The following is an 18,525-nucleotide window of genomic DNA, read 5'->3' as shown; positions in this document are numbered from 1 at the left end:
CGACCACTGTTGGGGGGCCAGTCAGCTGGACGGGCCGATCAGCTGGAGGTCCACGTAACCCGAGTTGGGGTTCGCGCCCGACGGGTCGCCGTCGCCCGTGTCGATCGCGGTCAACTTCCAGAGGCGGCCCGCGAATTCGAGGGTGTCGCCGACTCGCGCGTCCGAGTACACGCCACCCCCGCCGGCGCGGCTCGTGACCGAGATGTCGGCGCGGGCCGGGTCGGCGGCGACGTCCTGGAGGACCGCGCTGATCGCGCCGTGCTCCTCCGTGTTCGGGACGTGCCAGCGCAGACGCAGACGGCCGTCCGTCAGGGCAGGCCACTTCGGGTCCACGACGTTGGGTACGGGCGGCTGGGTCACGGTGGTCCCGTCCTTCGGTGTGAGTACGACCCGGTAGGTGCAGATCTGGGAGACGGTGAAGGCCTTGCCGTGCACCGTGAGAGCCTGGCCGAGCCGTACGGGCCAGGACTCGGTGCCTGCCTGCGCGGTGCCCGTGCCCGTGCCGTTGGTCAGGGTCGCCGTACGGTGCGTACCGTCCGAGCCGCCCTCCTTGTACAGCACCGGGCCGGCCCCGCCGGGCAGCACCTCCGAGCCGCCGCGCAGGACGTGCAGGCCCTTGGCGGTCGGGGAGCCTTCGCACGGGGGGCCCTTGTCGGGCGGGGGCGCGGGGGTGTGGCTGGGCGGCGCGGACGTCGCCGTCTCGGTGTCCGAGGCGGCCGAACCGGATGCGCCACCGCAGCCCGCCGCCAGCATCATCACGCATCCCGCCAATGCGGCGGCACGCGCGAAACGTACGGCGGCTGTCACTTGGGAACCTCCAGGGCCTGCGGACTGTTGAAGAACTTCTTGTACTGCTCCGGCGTGGCCACGATGTCCGCGTGCGGCGGGCCCCAGGGGTTGCCCAGGACGATGTTGTCGCCCTGGAAACCCTTCACGTAGTACACGTGCCGGGTCGAGAACGTCTCTCCCCACAGGCCCTTGCCCTTGGTCTTGTCGTCGTCACCACTGCCGGTGGCCACGATAATCGGGTGGCCGGACTCGAAGCTCTTGCGCAGTGCCGGAACGTTGTTGCTGATGCCGTCCGAGTCGTTTCCCGTCACGTACGGCGGCGCCTTGTCCGTGTTGTCCCACTCGGTGGCCCCGTAGGTCCCGTGCTCCGCGCGGTCGTACTTCCTGTTGCCGCCCTTGCCGTCCGGTGCGCCGCCGTCATCGCCGCCGTACACCAGGGCGAAGGCCTTCTCGTAGTACGCCGGCCAGGTCGAACCGTTGGCGGAGGCACCCATCACTTTGCCGTGCTGGTCCAGCGGCAGATCGGGCGTGACCGTCACCCAGTGCTTGTTGCCGTCCTTGTCCCAGATGCGCACGTTCACCGTGCCGTTCGGGTTCTGGACGAGGCCGTCCCGGATGAACTGGGGGTTCACCTGGGCGGTCGAGGTCAGTGACGCTATGTACCAGCAGTCCGCGAAACGCCCCTGCTTGATGTCGGCGGCCGTGATCTCCTTGCCGTCGGTGCCCGGCGCGAACAGGGGGTCGCCGGGGAGGCCCCAGTGCATCCCCTTCGCCTGGTCTCCGCTCTGCGCGTTCTGGCCGTCCAGAAAGGCGTCCGTGGTGTCGAAGCCCGGCTGCATCCCGGGGAACGCGGACTGTGCCTTCGCCCAGTGTGAGGGGCCCAGCTTCGCCAGGATCGAGCTGAGGTGGTCGCGGCGCTCGCTGTCGGGGAGGCCGTTCTCGTCCCACCACTTCCAACCACTGTCGTCCGTGTCGGTCACCAGGTCGTTGTAACGCTTGAGATCGGCCTCCGGCACCTTGTCGAAGAAGGCGTCGAGTTCGGCCGGTGTCATGCCCTCCAGCATCCGCCTGACCTTCTGGAGGTCGTCGCGGTTGCCGTTGGTGCCGAAGTCCTTGCCGTCGAGTTCGTGGAACTTCTTCAGCGCGTCGGTGATGTCCTTCTCGTTGGGGGCGTCCTCGTCCGCGAAGAGGAGGGCGGGGTCGACGGCGTACCCGTGCTCGATGAGCACCTTGACCTCGTCCAGCTGCTTGCTGCGGCGTTCCATCGAGTCCGCCATGTCGCCCAACTCGCCGCCGAGCACGCCCGGCAGGGATGAGGGGCCGCCGAAGAACGGGAAGGTGAGGACCTGCCCGACCAGGGGGCTCAGCAGCGGATCGGTGGTGGCGGGCTTGCCGTTCAGGAGCTGCTGCGCCTCGGTGAGGAGCCAGGCCAGGTCCTTGTGAATCGCCCGCGCGTCATCGCCCTGCTTGCGCAGGCCGGAGGCGAGAGAGCGTATCTCGGTGGTGTCGAAGCCGCGGAAGTCGGTCAATTCCCTGCCCCGGCCCCTGCCTTGGGCTTGGCGCCCGCCGCCTTCGCCTGCTCGTCCAAGCTGGTGGCCTCGGCCTCCCAGCGGCCCGCGTCGTGGAGGAGCGCTGACGCCATCTGGTTGACGGAAGTCTTGCGGTTCACCAACGTGCCCGTCGACCGGGTGGCGAACGGACCCCGCCAGATCGCCGGATCGGACTGCGCCGCCTTCTTCGCCGAGCCGTCCAGGAGGGGGCCGAGCCGCTTGGCGAGCTCGCGGGCCTTCCGGGCACACTCGCGCAAGTCATTGGCGCGCTTCTTCAACTGCTCCGGGGTTTCCCCCGGCGTATCGTCAGGTCGCCCCACGTCTTCCAACCCCCGTCACTCGCACGACCCGTCCTGCCCCATCGCCAGAACCGGCAGGCGAGACTAACACCTCCCTCAACTCCGGTTCCGTGCGAAGCGATCGGGGCGCCGCGGCGCCGGGCAGCGGCAGGTGGCTCACCGTTCCTCCATCGCGGATCGCGGATCGCGGGGCCGTAGCCACGGCGAGTGCGTCGATGGAGCGGCAGGGTGGACACCGGCGCGTGACCAAGGGCTGTCCCGCTGTTCCGGCCCAGTGATGGCAGGGGCTGGGGGCTGGCATGATGACTTCCATGACTGCACAACGAAAGGCCGATGCCGCGTAGACGGCCGAACGCCCTGCGCGCCGAACAGTGTGGCCCACGTACCTGGGAGGTCCTGTCCTCCGGCCGGATCCGCGGGCTCTCTGCCTCCACCAGCCTTGCGATACATCGGGTGGAGTGGCGTTCCGGCGACTACTACGTCTACCCCGGCGCCACTGAACGCGCGTTGAGGCGGTATCAAGAGTTCCTGGCACCGCAGGGATGCGGTCCTCTCTATCCGCGGTATGCGGGGTGCTCATGCCGCGATTGTTCCTTCGACGACGTGCGGCATGCACGCGACGTGCTGGAGCAGGTCCTTCAGGAGCTGCCTCCCCGATCTCGCCTGGAGCTGAAACGCCAAGTGGTGTTCCTGGACACCGCATATCTCGGGCGCACCTTGCCCGATCCCTTCGCCCATCAGCGACAGCGGCGCTCTGATCTGTGGTGGCGTCGCCGTCTCGCCGACGGCGAAGAGGGCGGGTAACGGCCTTCTGCCCACTCCGCCACAGTGAAATGATCACAACGTGACTGGTGTGATCACGGCGTCGTAGCCGTCCTGGATAGCCCCGTTCACCGGGCTGAGCCCTCGCTGCTTTGGCGAGTTGGTGAGGACACTGCGCGGTGAAGGGGCGGATTCGGTCCGGCGGGGCCGGCCATGGGGTTTGCCGTTGGAGGACCTGATGATGCTGGTCGCGGCGTACTGGCGCACCAACTTGACCTTGCGCCAGCTCGCCCCGCTGTTCGGTGTCTCGAAGTCCGCTGCCGACCGCATCATCAACCACCTCGGCCCCCTGCTCGCGTTCAAGCCCCGGAAGCAGTTCCGCAAGGACACCGTGCTCATCGTGGACGGCACGCTGGTGCCCACCCGCGACCACACGGTGGCCGAGCAGTCGAAGAACTACCGGTACTCCACCAACCACCAGGTCGTCATCGACGCCGACACCCGCCTGGTCGTCGTGGTGGGCCAGCCCCTGCCCGGCAGCCGCAACGACTGCAAGGCGTGGGCGGAATCCGGCGCCAAAGCTGCCGTCGGCAAGACGATGACGATCGCCGACGTCGGCTATCCAGGCACCGGACTCGTGATGCCCCACCACGCCATGCTCGGCAACGCCCGCCTGCACAGCCTCAACCTCGCCGGATTGGCAACGTCGCCGACGACCGAGCCGCCACGCCCCGCCAACTCGAAGATCATTTACGGGACGTCCCTTAGGCACCCCGGACGTCGCGCGGACACGGGCGCCGTGCTCACAACGGCGTGGGCAAGGGGCTGACGGGGCCTCGAAGGCGGGCCGTGAAATAGCCAGCGGAGCCAGGAGCGTGGCCAAACCCTCGACCCGTCGAACTGGCGTGCACTACGCCGTGCTCGGCATCGCACGGATGCACAACCTCGCCCTCACGAGGTGAATCGTCCGCCCGAGTCGGGGAGCTCGCGCGCCGCCGGACCGGAGATCATTTACGGGACAGCTCTCAGTAACTGTCGTAGGTGGGCTTGCCGTTCGGCCGGTAGATGCCGAGGACGGTGCCGCCCTTCGTCGTCGTGACGCTGACCGGCTCCAGCGCGGTGGGGATCGCTCCCTCGGCGAACAGCCGCTTGCCGGTGCCGATGATCACCGGGTGAATGGTCAGCCGGTACTCGTCTACGAGGTCGTGCCGCATCAGGGTCTGGGCGAGGTCGCCACTGCCGACGACGTTGATGTTGCCGCCGTCGGACGCCTTCAACGTGCGCAGGGCCTCGACAGTGTCGCCCTCCAGCAGGGTGGAGTTCTGCCACTCGACGGACGTCAGGGTCCGGGAGGCCACGTACTTGTGCATGCCGTTCATCTGGGCGGTGAACGGATTGTCGGGGTCGGCGCTCGGCCAGTACGACGCGAAGATCTCGTACGTCTTGCGGCCGAGCAGCATCGCGTCGGAGTGCTGGTACCAGCCGGCGATGCCCGCGCCGACCTCGTCGTCGGACGCCGCCTTCTGCCAGCCGCCGTGCGTGAAGCCACTCTCCGCGTCCTCGTCCGGGCCACCCGGCGCCTGCATGACGCCGTCGAGCGTCAGGAACGTACAAACGATGATCTTGCGCATGGTGTGCTCCCTTTGTCGTTGAGGGGTAGACCGCACCTCCGCCAAAAAGTAATCGGCGAACCCGCGACGCACGGGAGTGCGCCTCGCGAAACGCCGGCCGCCGCCCGCGGCTGGAGCACGTCTCTGGCGCTCGCCGTCCAGCGTCGGCGAAAACCACGGCGTGGGCCAACGCCATGTCGTACGCCCTCGTGCAGCGCTACGGCCGGTGGCCGTCGGTGGCGCTGGGCGCACGACGAGGCTGGAGTACCTCGCCGGGTGGATCGAGGCCGACGTACGCGGACCCGTTGCCGGAGCCGCAGCCCCCGCCGGGCGCGGTTGCGCTCCCGCACGCCCCCGCCTTCCCCAGCGGAAAGCTCCCTGCGCACCGTGGTCTTCAGCTCCGGCGTCGTGGTCGTATGGGGAGTGGCGGGGCCGCGCCTGTTCACCATGACGAGCGGTGTGAGGCGGGCCGTGTCGTGCCTGGCCGTCCGACGTGAAACGAAACGGAGACGACATGAGCCGCGAGCCGTTCCCTCCCTTCGATACGTTCGATCTGTCGCAGCTGCGCGGCCTACCGCCGCGGGAGGAGAACCCCGAGGCCGCCCGAGCCGAGGCCGTCGTGCGTGAGGAGTTGCTGGCGGTCGGCCTGACGCAGCCGGACCACGCGGCCTACACCAGCATGACGAGATATCTGTTCCCGGTGACGCCGGCCGATCGGCTCATCCCCATGGGGCTGCTCAACGACATCCTCTTCTACGTCGACGACCGGTACAGCCCGCACCGGTCCAGTCTTGACGACACCATGTCCCCGGACGTGGTCGAGGCGATGGACAAGGCGATCGACGCGTTGCGCAACGGCGTCGTCGCGGGGACCGCCCTGCCGGACAGCGAAGCGATCAGCAGAGGGTTTGCGCGCGTCCATGATCTGCTCGCGCACCGCGCCCCACCGCTGCTCCGCGAGCGCATCGCCACAGCCGTCGAACAGTGCCTGCTGGCCATGAGACGGCCGGTGAAGGACATCTACGTGGACGGAATTCCGGACCCCGAGCGCTACACCCGCATTCGCTACCACGATTCCGGGATGAAGGTGGAAGTCGAACTGGCCGACTTCGCCCGCGGGTTCCTCCTGCCGGACGAGGTGATCCGCCACCCCGTCATCGCCCGGGCCCGCGACATCACGGTCCACATCGGCGGACTGATGAACGACCTGTTCTCCTACCAGAAGGAGGTGGTCCGCAATGGGCAGATGTTCAACCTCGTCCCCGTGATGCAAGGCGCGTTGAACTGCTCGCCCCAGGAGGCGTTCTCCGCCGCGGTGCGGTACGTCAATGAGCTGACGGCCGAGTTCGAGCAACTCGCGCCCACCGCAAGCGAGTTCGCCGAGCCCTGCCCGGCCGGACAGGTCGCGGCGTACCTGGAATCGCTCGCGGATCAGATAGCGGCGACGTACAACTGGCAGTTCTACACCAGCCGTTACAAGGCGGTGGACTCGGTGGTTCCGTTGCTTCGAGTCGACGGTGTGTGACGGCAGGTGATGGGGGGCGTCCCCGGATGGGCCGGCCTCATTCGGCGTCGCCCGAAGCAGTAACCGACGCGTGATGTTACGAGTGCGACGACGGAAGCAGCTGCTGGTACGTCGTCGGCGTGAGGTGGCTGGAGGAATCGAGGGGCGAGCCGCACACCATCAACTTCGTTCGATCGCTGGGCAGTTAAGGACCGGTCGACGCCTCATCCGTCAGCTGCCGCAATGCCGGATCGTCGCCGAGCTTCCGGCCCACCACCTCGTGCAGGCGGTCCATCCCGGCGTCCAGCACCCGGTCGACCTCCCCGTCGGCCCGCCCGGCCATGCGTTGGGCCTTGCGGACCGCCCACGCGAGGTACCCGGTCGCGATCTCGATGCCCGTCACCGCACCCCCTACGGCCAGTGCTGACTTCACGACGGACCGTACCGCTCGCAGGGCGGCGAAATCGAGGGGCGGACCGCCGTGGAGTTCGCGGTGCGTGAGGCCGAGGTGCACGGTGCCGGACGCGTCCGGTCGCGGAGCGAAACGGCCCGGGAAACCCGGCGCGTCCAGACCAGCGGAGCGAAACGGCCCGGGCAATCCGGCGCATCCGGACCACCGGCCTCGCGCCTCACGGCACCGGATACTCGCGTCGCTCAGGGCATGCCCGCCGATGCTCCCGTGGCCGCCGACCGGGTGAAAGGCGCGGTCGAGGCACGGCCGGAGATCGTCGCGGAGGCGCCCGCACGGCACTCTTGGGCGCGGCGCGTGGCGCGCGGGGCCGATCCGCCGGTGGTCGGGCGGCCCGTCGGCGCAAGGGCCCCTGGGCATGCGAGGCGGCACCGTCCACCACTGCGTACCGCACCACGCGTCCCACCCGGGACCGCGATTCCGCGCCAGTCAGGAATGACGGGCCGCATGCGCGTCGTCGCGCGTGGTACCCGCACCCCCCGACGAAGCACCGGGAACGACCAAACAACCGGGAACGACGAAACACCGAGAACGAGGAGTCACCGTGACGAACGACCGCGAGGTCGACCTGGCAGCTCTGAACGCACACTGGAGGGCGGCCAACTACCTGGCCGTGGGCCAGATCTACTTGATGGCCAACCCGTTGCTGACCGAGCCGCTGCGTCCCGAACACATCAAGCCTCGGCTGCTCGGCCACTGGGGCACGTCGCCCGGGTTGAACCTGGTCCACACCCACCTCAACAGGGTCATCCGGGACCGCGACCTGAACGCGATGTGCGTCTGGGGCCCGGGCCACGGAGGGCCTGCCGTGCTCGCCAACTCCTGGCTGGACGGCTCCTATTCACAGGTCTACCCGGACGTGAGCCGCGACGCCGCGGGCATGGGGCGGCTGTTCCGCCAGTTCTCCTTCCCGGGCGGGGTGCCCAGCCATGTCGCGCCCGAGACGCCCGGCTCCATCCACGAGGGCGGTGAACTGGGCTACTCCCTCGCCCACGCCTACGGGGCCGCCTTCGACAACCCCGGTCTCCTGGTCGCCTGCGTGATCGGCGACGGTGAGGCCGAAACGGGACCGCTGGCCGCCTCCTGGCACTCCAACAAGTTCCTCGACCCGGCGCGTGACGGTGCCGTCCTGCCGATCCTCCACCTCAACGGCTACAAGATCGCCAACCCGACCGTCCTGTCCCGTATCCCACAGGCCGAACTCGACTCGCTGCTCACGGGCTACGGGTACGCGCCGATCCACGTGACCGGGTCCGACCCCGACGCGGTGCACCTGAGCATGGCGCGCGCCATGGACGACGCCCTGGAGCGGATCGCGCGGGCCAGGGAGCAGGGCAGTGGCCGGCCGGCGTGGCCGATGATCGTGCTGCGCACGCCCAAGGGCTGGACCGGTCCGGTGGAGGTGGACGGCGTACCGGTCGAGGGGACCTGGCGCTCCCACCAGGTGCCGCTCACCACCGTTCGCGAAAACCCCGAGCACCTGCGGCAGTTGGAGAGCTGGCTGCGTTCGTACCGGCCGCAGGAACTCTTCGACACCGACGGGCGCCCGACCGAACAGGTCCTGGCCTGCGTGCCGGACGGGGAGCTGTGCCTGGGGGCCAATCCGCACGCCAACGGCGGTCTGCTGACCCGGGACCTGCCCATCCCGCCCCTGGAGCACTTCGCGGTCCCGGCCGACAAGCCCGGCGCCACCCTGCACGAGCCGACCCGGGTGCTGGGCGGCCTGCTCGCCCGGATCGCGGCCGATACCGCCGAAAGCCGGAACTTCCGGGTGGTGGGACCGGACGAGACCGCCTCCAACCGGCTGGAAGCGATCTACGACGTCACGGGCAAGGCCTGGCAGGCGGAGATCCTGGAGAGCGACGAGCACCTCGCCCGGGACGGCCGGGTGATGGAAATCCTCTCCGAACACCTCTGCCAGGGCTGGCTTGAGGGCTACAACCTCACCGGCCGCCACGGTCTCTTCTCCTGCTACGAAGCGTTCGTCCACATCGTCGACTCCATGGTCAACCAGCACATCAAATGGCTGAAGACCTCGCGCCGGCTGCCGTGGCGGGCACCCATCCCCTCCCTCAACTACCTTCTGACGTCGCACGTCTGGCGCCAGGACCACAACGGCTTCTCGCACCAGGACCCGGGGTTCGTCGACCACGTGCTGAACAAGAGCCCCGAGGTCGTCCGGGTCTATCTGCCGCCGGACGCCAACACCCTGCTCTCCGTGGCCGACCACGTCCTGCGCAGCCGCGACTACGTCAACGTGATCGTCGCGGGGAAGCAGCCCTGCTTCGACTGGCTGTCCCTCGACGAAGCCCGCGCGCACTGCGCACGCGGTGCCGGAATCTGGGAGTGGGCCGGTACGGAGGACGGCACACGGGAGCCGGATGTGGTCCTGGCCTGCGCGGGCGACGTCCCCACCCAGGAGGTGCTCGCCGCCGCGTCCCTGCTTCGCCGACACCTGCCCGACCTGGCGGTCCGGGTGGTCAACGTCGTCGACATGACCAAGCTGCTGCCCAGGGAGGAACACCCGCACGGAATGGCGGACTTGGAGTACGACGCGCTGTTCACCCCGGACAGGCCGGTGATCTTCGCCTACCACGGCTACCCCTGGCTCATCCACCGTCTCGCCTACCGCCGCACCGGCCATGCCAACCTGCACGTACGCGGCTACAAGGAGTCCGGCACCACCACGACCCCCTTCGACATGGTCGTACTCAACGACCTCGACCGGTTCCGCCTGGTCATGGACGTCATCGACCGCGTTCCGGGTCTGGCCACCCGCGCTGCCGGTGTCCGGCAAACCATGACCGACCACCGCACGCGCCACCATGCGTGGATCCGCGAACACGGCACCGACCTTCCCGAGGTCGCCGACTGGTCCTGGAGCGAGTGACCGAGTAATGGTCCCGCCGCCCCGGTCATGCGCCTACGGGTGCGTCACTCGGGGCGGCTGAAGAGGTGGGCGGCCCAGAGCAGGGCCACGGTTCCGCAGGCCAGCAAGAGTCCGGCCTCCAGGAGGAGCGGGGGGTGCCAGTGGGACCACTGGACGCCGGTGTCGGCCGCCCCGCCCGGGACGCGGAGCGCGATGCAGCGGCGGAGCAGATCCACTCCGTAGGCGAGGGGGTTGACGGCGGCCACCGCGTGGGCCCAGCCCGGCAGGTTCTTCAGGGGGAAGAAGCCGCCGGACAGGAGTACCAGCGGCATCATCACCAGGCCCAGCAGCATGTTGAAGACTTCGGGCCGGCTGAGGGTCACGGCCAGCGCCAGCGCCAACGCCGTGAGCGTGAAGGACGTAATGATCATGCCGGCGAGGAGCAGCGTCAGGAGGAGCGGATCGTAGGGAAGGCCGATGGTGCCGACCAGGGTGAGCAGGACGGCGCCCTGCACCGTGGAGACGATGGTGCCGCCGGCGCAGCATCCGAGGAGCAGGGTGGGGCGGCTCACGGGCGCCATCAGGAGTTCGCGCAGATAGCCGCTCTGGCGGTCGGTGATCAGGCGGATGCCGACCATGATGGTCGGCGTCTGCACCGTCATCATCAGCACCCCGGGGAAAAGGTACGTCTGGTAGCCGACGCCCAGCGTGGCGTCGGGGATCAGCGCCGCCAGACCGCCCCCCAGGATGAAGAGATACAGCACCGGCTGGACCAGCATCAGCGCGGTGTGGACGGGCTGGGACGCCAGACGCAGCAGGTCGCGGTGGACCAGCGCGTGAACCGCACGCGCTTCGTGGCGCAGCCGGGGTACCGCCGCTCGGCCGGTGTCGCCGTGGGCGCCGGGCCCGTCCGGCGTCGTGGCGTCCGGGGCCGGCAGCGTGGGCGCGGTCATGAGGCCTCCTTGGCAGCCGCCGCCGCGGTGCCCGGCGTCGTGGCGGCTTGAGCCTGGTGGGGCCGGGGGGTGTGGATGCTGCGGCCGGTGTGGTGGAAGAAGACGTCGTCGAGCGTCGGCGGGGCCGAGGACGCGGAGTGCACCGCGACGCCGTGTTCCTCAAGTGCCGCGCACAGCCGGGGAATCCAGGTACTGCCCTCGGGCAGCCGCAAGGACACCCCCGCGCTGTCCAGGGTGACGGCGGGACCTGCGGGCACGGCCCCGCGCACGATCCGACGTGCTGCCGCGTCGTCGCTCGTGCGCAGGACCACCCGGTCGTCCCCGATGGCGGCCTTCAGCGCGCCGGGCGTGCCCAGCGCCACCAGTCGGCCATGGTCGATGATGCCGAGCCGGTCGCAGTGCTCGGCCTCCTCCAGATAGTGGGTGGTGACGAACAGCGTGCTCCCGTGCTGGTCGCGCAGCACCCGCAGGTAGTCCCAGATCTGGGCGCGGGCGTGCGGGTCGAGTCCGGTGGTCGGCTCGTCGAGGAACAGGAGCTGCGGCGCGTGCAACAGGCCGCGTGCGAGCTCCAGTCGGCGCCGCATGCCGCCGGACAGCGTACGCACCAGGGAGCGCCGCCGGTCGATCAGCCCGACGTGTTCCAGCGTCTCGGTGGTGCGCAGCCGCGCGTCACGGCGGCGCAACCCATAGAGACGGGCGTGGATGAACAAGTTCTGATCAGCCGTCAGATCCGGGTCCAGGGCGCTGTGTTGGAAGAGCATCCCTACTCTTCTCCGTACCTGGTCCGGCTGTTGGAGCACATCGATGCCCGCCACCGTGGCCTGCCCGGCCGTGGGACGGGCCAGGGCGCACAGCAGGGCGACGGTGGTCGACTTGCCCGCGCCGTTGGGGCCGAGGAAAGCGAACGTCTCGCCTCGGAGCACGTCCAGATCCAGCCCTCGCACGGCATGGGTGGTGGTGCCGCCCGGGCCGGGGTAACTCTTCACCAGACCCCGCGTCGTGATGGCGTACGCGGACGGGCCGCCGGGCTCCGGCGCCTCCGGGCCCGGGGGAGTGACCGCGGGGTGGCTCGCTCGGGTGGTGGCGTCGTCTTCGGCGTGGGGCCGCATGGTCGGGTCCTTGTCTACGGGAGTGTCGTCCGCAGGCCTGCCGGTCCCGGCGGCCGTCGCTCCGGTCGACGGCCACTGAAGGCTGGCCGCCGACCGGAGGTTCATGGGCTAGGAACAGCTCACACCGACGCAGACGGTGTTGAGAAGCGTCAGCAGGCCGGTGCACGCGCACGTCCCGCCGAACTGGGCCTCGTCGACGCCTACCGGGTCCGTTTCCGGAAGGGCGTGCAAGTGGGCCAGAACCTCAAGGTCTTGGATTTCCATGCCAATCTCCTTCTGTGAGGTGTCGACAACGGTGCTGGAACCGCTGTCGTTCAGCCCGGCTGCTGGACCATCCAGTGCCGGGGGCTTGGGTGGCGGGAACGCAGCAGGAACGCCAGGATTCCCGAGGATCCGTCGCTCCAGCTCGTCGAGACCTTCCCGTGTTCGTTGGGGAAGACGACGTGCGTTCCGCGGTGCGCGCGTTCGGCGGCGATGAGGGTGGCCAGGTCGTCGGCCATCGCGCGGTAGGCCGGATCGCCGGTGGCTTCGGCCATGTCCAGGAGGAAGTCGCCGTTGCCCGCGAGGCCGTGGCACTGGGTGAGGGCGGCGCGTGTGGCGCGCTCCATGACCGCTTCCGCGGCATGGTGGGCGAGGTCGCGGAACCGTTCGTCCGCGGTTGCCTGCCACAGCCGGATCAGGAACGCCCCGACGCCCGCCGCACCGTGACACCAGTAGGGGGCCGTGGGCACGTCCGCGGTCTGGGCCGGCCACTGTGCTGTTCGGCCGACCATCAGGACGCCGGCGGCCAGCGACTCCCCGGCCGCCACGGCCAGTCGCAGGTGATCGCGGCGTCGGGAGACGGCTGCGGCGGCGAGGAGGAAACAGCCGATGCCCGCCGTGCCGTGGGCGAAACCGAGATAGCGTTTGCCGGCCTCTTGGGAGACGGCTTCCGCGGGAACGGGCCAACTCACACCGGCGGACTCCACACGCGCGGCGGCGACGAGGCGGTCGGCATCGGCGACGACCACGTCGGCCAGACGCGGGTCGCCCGTGCGATGCCACAGGTGGACGGCGGCGAGACCACTGCCAGCGCAGCCGTGCGTGATGTCGTAACTGGGGGTCGGCTCCAGTGGTGCCAGAGCCAGCGCCAGTGCCCGGTCCGTCAGTTCCTCATCGCGGACGGCCAAGCCGGCCTCGTACAGCGCCCAGGCCGTTCCGCGGCCACCGAAGTGCAGGCCTGGACGTATGGAACGGGTGTCGACGCGCGCCGCTATCCAATGTCCCGCGGTGGATATGAGTTCCGGCAGGCGCGGATCACCGGTGACCTCGTAATACCGGGTCAGAACCGCCAGCACTCCTGCCGCACCTTGTTGGACCGTGCAGGGGCCGGCCTCGCCCGCCAGCGTGGACACGGGCCACAGCCGCCCGTCGTCGGCCGGGGTCATCGAATCGACGAGGTGGTTCACCATCCCGGCGATCGCGACCTGCGTCGCGTCGGACGCGGCTCCGGTACGTATCCTCTCGCGGGTGGCGCGCTCGGGCGGCGCCGGGTTCACCTTGCGAAGGGCCTCCCGCGCAGCGGCCGGGTCCATGCGCTCGGCGGGATCGTCCCTCATCAGCCCGAGGATCACCTCGGTGACGCCGTCCGGCAGCCGCAGCATCCGTCCGCAGACGGCCAGCCAGTCGGCGAAGCGTTCCTGCGCGGGTCGGGCCGCCGGCTCCTCGACCAGCAGGTTCGCCACCTTCCCTGCGAGTACGAAGCACATCGTGGCGCCGAGGCTGTAGTAGTCGGCCGTTCGTGCGACGGGAGCGCCCACGAGTCGCTCGGGGGCACTGAAGCAAGGGGTCCCCACCGTGGTCGGGAGCATGCTGTCGCCCTCCAGGACGGCGAGCTCCAGGTCGATGAGGCGTAGTTCACCGTCGGGGCGGACCATGACGTTGCCGGGTGTGAAGTCCCTCAATATCCAACCGTGGTCGTGCGCGGAGGCGATCAGTTCCACCAGACGCCCGACCTGGGCGAGCGCGTCGCGTCGGTAGCTTTCCCTTCCGACATCGCGAAAACGCTCGGCGACCCAGGTGTTCAGGGGCACGCCCGGTATCTCCTCCTGGGCGAGGAACAGGTGCCCACCCGTCTCGAACATCGCGAGCGGTTCGGGTGCCAGTCCGGTGCCCTTGAGCTTCTCCAACGCCCGTGCCTCGGCCCGTAACCAGTCGCGGACGTCGAAGCCCGACGCATCTCCATCGACGTGCGGCCGGGCCTCTTTGAGCACCACAGCCGCGCCCGTCGTGACGTCCGTGCCCCGGTAGACGCCTCCCTTGTTCGTGTGCCGGATGGCTTCCCGTACCGAGAACCGGCCGCCGAGCAGGACGGGACCGCTCGCCGCCTTGTCGCGCTGCGGGGGGAGCGGCACCGAGGCGGGAAAGGGGCTGACCGCCCAGGGCGGCGGTGCGTACTGCCCGGTCCGTTTGTCTTCGACGGGATTGCCGTCGGGATCCTCGATGAACCAGACGAGCAGCCCGTGCTCCGACAGCCTGCGCCGGCCCACGAAGGCTCCGTAGCGGTAGTGCACCAGGCTCTGCGGGGCGTAGGGCTGGTCCGACAGGATCCGCGGCCCGGCGAGCCCCAGGGTGGCCTCGTGCAGGGCGAGCGCCAGGCGGGCCGCGTCGTCGTCGGAGGGCGGGTAGACCGTGATGAACTTTCCGGAGCTACCCCTCGGCGTGGCACGGGAGTTGAGCGCACCCACCTGTTCGAGCGATCGGGCGAACTTGAACGTCGACTCCTCCCGCAGCAGTACGTCCAGAGCCTTCACGAGAACGTGCGGCGCCGAGGCGGCGGTCGCGGAGACGTGCAGTTTCCAGCCCTGTTGACGTCGAATGCCGGACGGGCACGCGAGGCGGCACCAGGTCTCGTCCACGTCGATGGTCCAGCGCTCGCTCGTACCCGTCGCCCGCAGGGCCCGGTGGAGCAGGACTTCGAGATCGAGCTCTGTCGCGTGACTCGTCATGCGCGTCCCCCTCACGGTGAAACCGCTGGTGGAATATGCCTTCGGTAACAGAAAAACGTATAGCCTGAACCGGTGGGAAGGTACTTGGTACTGCTGGCGCACAGTGGCACTGGAACAATGGAGGGCGCAGTCCGGCGCACCTGGGGGCGCGCGGATTCGCCACGGCCCACTAATCCAAGTGTTCGACGATCCTTTCGCGCATTGCTCATTGCAGGAAGGGTGGCAATGCGGAATTACTTTCCGGCGCTAATGCTGCTTCGTGTTCACCATGCCAGATCGTGATGCGCCTTGCGCAGTGAATTGCCCATTGGTTGAAATTGTGCCCGGAGCGAGGCTGTCGGAGCCCGATGCCGCCGCGATCTGCACGCCCCACAGCTTCACTCGCACCCGGTACGCGGTAAAGAGCGGAATCCCGCCAAGATTGCCCATCTTGTCATCCGGGGGAGCGATCGAGCCATATCGGCGGTCACTGGTGCGCGCCATTCCGGCAACAGAAGATATTGAACCGTCAACTCGTCCCGGCGGGCTGTGGGAGTTGAGCTGTCCGGGCTTTGATCGCAAAAGGATCGGTTGCCACCTCTGGTCTTACAAGGCGATCGGTCGGTACGCCATGGCCTTGTCGACCACCTCGTCGGCCGAGAGGTGTTCCCGCTTTGGTGGCCAGAAGAGGAGGTCACTGACGTGGCCGGTTGGGCAGGCCAAGGCTCGGTCCAGCTTATCCAGGCAACCGTCGACTTCCGCTTCCGAGTCGAAGTCCGCGTCCATGATCCGCTGCACGAGGGCAACGGCCTCCGCCCTGTTCAATCCCGCCACGCTCATCTCGTTCACAGGGCCTACCAGCAGTACCGGCGCCGATGTCCGGAACCGGCATGGTCCACCAGCCCGGACAGCAGGGTCAACACCCCGGCCGGCCTGTGCGAGCGGCAGCCTTCACCGAGCCGCGGCGAAAATCCGGTGGCGGGCTCAGCTGGCGGCCATGAAGATCGCGGCATGAACACCTTCCTGGAGACCGGACGGCTCGTGCTGCGCGGGTTCACCGAGGCCGACGCCGACCACCTGCTCGCACTGGACAACGACCCCGACGTCATGCGCTTCATCAACGGCGGTCGACCCACAAGTCGAGAAGCGATCCAGACGCAGACCCTGCCCAGGCTCCTCCACGACTACCCGTGCTTCGGGACCCGTGGCTATTGGGCCGCAGAGGAGAAAAGCACCGGCCTCTTTCTGGGCTGGTTCGAATTCCGTCCCCTGGACGATCACAACCCCGCCGTGGTGGAACTGGGATACCGGCTGAACAAGGCCGCCTGGGGGCGCGGTTATGCCACCGAAGGATCACGGGCCCTGATCCACAAAGGCTTTACTGTTCTCGGGGTGGAGCGGGTGACCGCGAACACCATGGCGGTCAACACCGGATCCCGGCGCGTGATGGAAAAGGCGGGCCTGACGTTTCTCCGCAGCTTCACCGGGGAATGGCCGGAGGCCATCGAAGGCTCGGAGCAGGGCGAAGTCGAGTACGAGCTAACCCGGGTCAAGTGGGTGCAATACGCTTAGGAGTTCGCCGTTCGGTGGGAAGTTCAGCGGTACTGCTCCGTACATGCAGCCCTGCTTCCCGCAAACGCCCACCCCCTACCCGTGCAACCAGACCCGCAACGGGCCCAGCGTCTCAAAACCGTGACGGGCAGCGGCGTCCAGGTCCGCTCCGTGCTCGTAACCCACCACGGGCAGGGTGGGAAAGAGCTGATGCACCGCTTCCAGCACCATCGGCCACGCCCGGTCGGCGTTGCCCTCCACCGCGAAGACGTTGGAGACCCCGACTACGCTCTCGCTGCGGCTCGCCACAGCACCGGCGGCCACCTGGCCGTCAGGGGAGTACCCCATGAGTACGGACGTGTCCGGATCATCGAGCAACTCGGACCGGAAGAGGTCCGCGTTGCCGTCCCCGCCATCCCAGGCATCGGCCCACGCCCGCAACGCGTCCTGGTCGTCGACCACGCGCCAGGCGAGGTCGGACTTGATGACCGGCGCACCCGCGGGGCGGTGGATCCACTGAGCTTCGAACAACACGTCGAAGCCGGCCCCCGACAGGTCGAGGTCGGCGAAACTGTCCTTCACACTGGCCCCGGCACTGCCGATGTCGATCCGGTCGACCAGCGCGTTGGCGTGAGCCCCCGGCACCAGCGTCACGGCGTCTGGGTAGTACAGCGGCGGCCGGGCCGGGACGGTCCACGCCTCGCCTCCGAACTCGCCCTTCACGCCGTGCGACCGGCTCATCGACGCGCACCATTCGGCATTGTTGCGGGCAGCGGCCTGGATCATGGATGGGTTGATCATCGTCACAAGCGCGCATCATGACTGTCCCGGCCGGGTTCGTCGAATGGCTTTCCGTAACCGCGAGCGGAAGGGGGGCGGTACGGGGGCGGGTGACCGGCGACAGCTCCGCCGCCATTAATCGTTGGCGGAACCCCGGCAGCCACTGCTACGTTTCTGGGGCCGTGCAGGAGAGCGAGGAGGTGGTACCCGTGAACGCAGTATCGACATGGGTGCTCCCTTCTGGGGCCACGGTCGGGCGATAGGTCGTCCGGGAGCGCCGTTCCATGGCAATCCCGAAAGGCACGACCATGCACTTCACTTCTGAACAGCGTCTCGACGACGCCGTCATCGAGCGCGAATTCACCCTCGGCGACATCCCCGGCATCCTCTGGACGCCCGCATCCGCATCCGCATCCGCGCCCCCGTCCGCGCCGGCGCCGCTGATCCTGCTCGGCCCGCCTCCGCTCGGGCTGCGCAAGGCGTACCCCCGACTGGTGGCCCGGGCCCGGCATGCCGCGGCGGACGGCTTCGCCACCGCCACCATCGAGCTGCCCGGTAGTGGCGACCGGCCCCTCTGGCCCGCCGCCGAGCAGGCCCGCGCCGACCTGCGCCGGGCGATGGAGGCCGGCGAGCCGGTCACCGACGAGATCATCGACGCACTCGTCCTCCCCCTGGTCGACAGGGCGGTCCCGGAATGGCAGGGCGCGCTGGACGCTCTCTTGTCGCTGCCCGAACTCGGCGGCCCGGTCGGGTACTCGGGGGGAGTCATCTCCATCGGGACCCGGCTGGCGGTGGTCGAGCCGCGCATCTCGGCCGCCGTTCTGTTCGCCGGGAGTTTCGTCCCGCGCGCCATCCTGGAGGAGGCTCGGCAGGTCACCATTCCCCTGCACGTCCTGCTCCAGTGGGACGACGAAGGCAACGACCGGCAGGCCGCTCTGGACCTGTTCGACGCCTTCGGCTCCAAGGAGAAGACGCTGAGCGCCAATATGGGCGGGCACACCGGCGTCCCGCAGTTCGCGGGGGAGGCCGCTGCCCAGTTCTTCGCCCGACACCTGAAGTGACGCCGGTCGTCGGGGCCGTCGGGCCGTGATCCGGCGGTAGCTGTCCTGGCCGGGACCCGTCCATCCAAGGGTGGGTCCCGGCCCTTCTCGGCTCTGCTACACCGCGGGCCCCGCGACACATAGTTGGCGCCATCCGGTGCTGGGCGGCGTCATTGCGCGAACTCTGCGGCTCCCCCCCGCCTCGCGGGCCCAGCGGCTCCCGCCGACCGGCCCTCGATCCGGGTCGGCGGGAACCCCTCTGTGCGGTCAGCCG

At 69.0% G+C, this 18,525-nt stretch carries 17 protein-coding genes and 1 pseudogene; 6 read left to right on the top strand and 12 right to left on the bottom strand.

The window, feature by feature from the left end:
• Window positions 1-21: 21 nt before the first annotated feature.
• From DWB77_RS03625 to DWB77_RS03610, 3 genes are read right to left on the bottom strand one after another with little or no spacing between them, the layout of a single operon-like run.
• Entirely contained in the window at window positions 22-807 is a 786-nt protein-coding gene (locus DWB77_RS03625; protein WP_162952399.1) for a hypothetical protein, read from the bottom strand.
• Window positions 804-2,318: a C2 family cysteine protease gene (locus tag DWB77_RS03615; protein WP_120719841.1), complete on the bottom strand. Its 1,515-nt coding sequence runs from the start codon at window positions 2,316-2,318 to the stop codon at window positions 804-806. The genes DWB77_RS03625 and DWB77_RS03615 overlap by 4 nt, the downstream gene beginning before the upstream one ends.
• The gene (locus tag DWB77_RS03610) at window positions 2,315-2,659 is read right to left on the bottom strand and encodes a hypothetical protein (RefSeq protein ID WP_120719840.1); all 345 of its coding nucleotides are present in this window, start codon (window positions 2,657-2,659) and stop codon (window positions 2,315-2,317) included. The genes DWB77_RS03615 and DWB77_RS03610 overlap by 4 nt, the downstream gene beginning before the upstream one ends.
• A 582-nt stretch (window positions 2,660-3,241) precedes the next feature.
• On the opposite strand from DWB77_RS03610, the gene DWB77_RS38725 reads away from it, so the two are divergent.
• Together DWB77_RS38725 and DWB77_RS03600 are read left to right on the top strand one after the other, a co-directional pair.
• Window positions 3,242-3,442, top strand: a complete 201-nt coding sequence (locus DWB77_RS38725) for a hypothetical protein (RefSeq protein ID WP_246033392.1) — start codon at window positions 3,242-3,244, stop codon at window positions 3,440-3,442.
• A 76-nt stretch (window positions 3,443-3,518) separates the two neighbouring features.
• Window positions 3,519-4,050: pseudogene (locus DWB77_RS03600) on the top strand (transposase family protein); the annotation flags it as partial.
• Window positions 4,051-4,425: 375 nt separating this feature from the next.
• On the opposite strand, the gene DWB77_RS03595 reads toward DWB77_RS03600, so the two are convergent.
• Entirely contained in the window at window positions 4,426-5,031 is a 606-nt protein-coding gene (locus tag DWB77_RS03595) for a dihydrofolate reductase family protein (RefSeq protein WP_120719839.1), read from the bottom strand.
• Between the two features lie 493 nt (window positions 5,032-5,524).
• Between DWB77_RS03595 and DWB77_RS03590 the strand changes: the two genes are divergently transcribed.
• Window positions 5,525-6,535, top strand: coding sequence for a terpene synthase family protein (locus DWB77_RS03590; RefSeq protein ID WP_120719838.1), 1,011 nt, complete (start codon window positions 5,525-5,527; stop codon window positions 6,533-6,535).
• Between the two features lie 184 nt (window positions 6,536-6,719).
• On the opposite strand, the gene DWB77_RS03585 is transcribed toward DWB77_RS03590, so the two are convergent.
• The gene (locus DWB77_RS03585; RefSeq protein WP_162952398.1) at window positions 6,720-6,947 is read right to left on the bottom strand and encodes a hypothetical protein; all 228 of its coding nucleotides are present in this window, start codon (window positions 6,945-6,947) and stop codon (window positions 6,720-6,722) included.
• Between the two features lie 580 nt (window positions 6,948-7,527).
• Between DWB77_RS03585 and DWB77_RS03580 the strand changes: the two genes are divergently transcribed.
• Entirely contained in the window at window positions 7,528-9,873 is a 2,346-nt protein-coding gene (locus DWB77_RS03580) for a phosphoketolase family protein (protein WP_120719836.1), read from the top strand.
• Window positions 9,874-9,917: 44 nt separating this feature from the next.
• Here the strand turns inward: DWB77_RS03580 and DWB77_RS03575 are convergent, their stop codons facing one another.
• The 6 genes from DWB77_RS03575 to DWB77_RS03560 all read right to left on the bottom strand — a co-directional run bounded on the left by DWB77_RS03575 (window position 9,918) and on the right by DWB77_RS03560 (window position 15,720).
• Window positions 9,918-10,805, bottom strand: a complete 888-nt coding sequence (locus DWB77_RS03575) for an ABC transporter permease (RefSeq protein WP_120719835.1) — start codon at window positions 10,803-10,805, stop codon at window positions 9,918-9,920.
• Window positions 10,802-11,914: an ATP-binding cassette domain-containing protein gene (locus tag DWB77_RS03570; protein ID WP_120719834.1), complete on the bottom strand. Its 1,113-nt coding sequence runs from the start codon at window positions 11,912-11,914 to the stop codon at window positions 10,802-10,804. The genes DWB77_RS03575 and DWB77_RS03570 overlap by 4 nt, the downstream gene beginning before the upstream one ends.
• A gap of 108 nt (window positions 11,915-12,022) precedes the next feature.
• Complete coding sequence (locus DWB77_RS37580; RefSeq protein ID WP_162952397.1) at window positions 12,023-12,178, bottom strand: VenA family class IV lanthipeptide; 156 nt, start codon at window positions 12,176-12,178, stop codon at window positions 12,023-12,025.
• Window positions 12,179-12,228: 50 nt separating this feature from the next.
• A complete protein-coding gene (gene lanL / locus DWB77_RS03565) occupies window positions 12,229-14,901 on the bottom strand; it encodes a class IV lanthionine synthetase LanL (RefSeq protein ID WP_120719833.1) in 2,673 nt (890 codons plus the stop codon).
• 246 nt (window positions 14,902-15,147) lie between these two features.
• Entirely contained in the window at window positions 15,148-15,384 is a 237-nt protein-coding gene (locus DWB77_RS37575; RefSeq protein WP_162952396.1) for a hypothetical protein, read from the bottom strand.
• Between the two features lie 102 nt (window positions 15,385-15,486).
• Entirely contained in the window at window positions 15,487-15,720 is a 234-nt protein-coding gene (locus tag DWB77_RS03560) for a bacteriocin immunity protein (RefSeq protein WP_120727310.1), read from the bottom strand.
• Window positions 15,721-15,891: 171 nt separating this feature from the next.
• Between DWB77_RS03560 and DWB77_RS03555 the strand changes: the two genes are divergently transcribed.
• Window positions 15,892-16,452 carry a GNAT family N-acetyltransferase gene (locus tag DWB77_RS03555; RefSeq protein WP_120719832.1) on the top strand — a complete coding sequence of 187 codons (561 nt, stop codon included), beginning with the start codon at window positions 15,892-15,894 and terminating at the stop codon, window positions 16,450-16,452.
• A gap of 75 nt (window positions 16,453-16,527) precedes the next feature.
• Here the strand turns inward: DWB77_RS03555 and DWB77_RS03550 are convergent, their stop codons facing one another.
• Complete coding sequence (locus tag DWB77_RS03550; protein ID WP_174248675.1) at window positions 16,528-17,232, bottom strand: hypothetical protein; 705 nt, start codon at window positions 17,230-17,232, stop codon at window positions 16,528-16,530.
• Between the two features lie 287 nt (window positions 17,233-17,519).
• On the opposite strand from DWB77_RS03550, the gene DWB77_RS03540 reads away from it, so the two are divergent.
• Entirely contained in the window at window positions 17,520-18,272 is a 753-nt protein-coding gene (locus DWB77_RS03540) for an alpha/beta hydrolase (RefSeq protein WP_120719830.1), read from the top strand.
• Window positions 18,273-18,525: the final 253 nt, after the last annotated feature.

The sequence above is a fragment of the Streptomyces hundungensis genome (genome assembly GCF_003627815.1).
GTDB lineage: Bacteria > Actinomycetota > Actinomycetes > Streptomycetales > Streptomycetaceae > Streptomyces > Streptomyces hundungensis_A.
This window is presented reverse-complemented; position numbering and strand designations above follow the sequence as displayed.